Consider the following 974-nt stretch of genomic DNA (forward strand, 5'->3'; position numbering starts at 1 on the left):
GGCTTGTCTCAAGCCCCAAGGCGCAATTCCGGTGGGAAAACCCATACATCTTCCGGATCGAAGACCGCAGTACCGTCACGTCGCACTACCATGACGTTGCTATGGCCATGGGCCAAGCTTGAATGGAGAGCCGTATGCGCTGAAAGGTGCACGTACGGTTCGGGGAGGAGAAGCGCTTCTGCGCTTCTTACTCCACTGGCCACCTGGCAAGGTTTTGTCTATGTCGCCTTCGTTATCGACGCGTTTGCCCGGCGTATCGTCGGCTGGCGTGTCAGCAGGACGGCGCATGCGTCTTTCGTTCTCGATGCCCTGGAGCAAGCACTTCATGATCGACGTCCCGTTCATGACGGCGGCCTCGTACACCACTCGGACAGGGGCGTCCAATACGTATCGATCAGGTATTCGGAGCGGCTGACCGAGGCTGGTATCGAGCCTTCTGTCGGAAGCGTCGGCGATAGTTACGACAACGCTCTCGCAGAAACGATCAACGGGCTTTACAAGGCCGAGGTCATTCATCGCCGGGGGCCGTGGCGAAACTTCGAATCCGTCGAGTTTGCCACCCTGGAATGGGTCGACTGGTTCAACCACCGCCGTCTTCTGGAGCCGATAGGAAACATCCCTCCGGCTGAAGCAGAGGAACAATACTACGCCGCGCTGGATCAACCGGCCGTGGCCGCATAATACCAAACGACAAAATTCAGGACCGATGCGCCCAGTCACGCATTCCGATTGACATGATTTTCCATGGCTGATCGATGAGCGTGTTCCAGGCCCGGCAGCACAGGTCGACGATCTGGTCGTAGTCCTTGAAGACCCGGTTTGAGAGCCAGTTTTCTCGCATGTACTGCCATAGGTTTTCGACAGGATTGAGTTCGGGAGATCGGGGTGGCAAAGGCAAGAGTGTGATGTTGTCCGGGATGGCGAGCTTGTTTGACGTGTGCCATCCGGCCTGATCAAGGATGACCACGCCATGG

General features: G+C 57.3%; 2 protein-coding genes. One reads left to right on the forward strand and one right to left on the reverse strand.

Annotation, left to right across the window (positions count from 1 at the left end):
* The coding region (locus OA90_RS27820; RefSeq protein WP_244274723.1) for an IS3 family transposase at positions 1 to 681 on the forward strand (681 nt) is incomplete at its 5' end.
* Between the two features lie 16 nt (positions 682 to 697).
* Here the strand turns inward: OA90_RS27820 and OA90_RS27825 are convergent.
* The coding region (locus OA90_RS27825; RefSeq protein WP_199823654.1) for a transposase at positions 698 to 974 on the reverse strand (277 nt) is incomplete at its 5' end.

The organism is Labrenzia sp. OB1, from assembly GCF_001624695.1.
In the GTDB taxonomy this organism is placed as follows: Bacteria; Pseudomonadota; Alphaproteobacteria; order Rhizobiales; family Stappiaceae; genus Roseibium.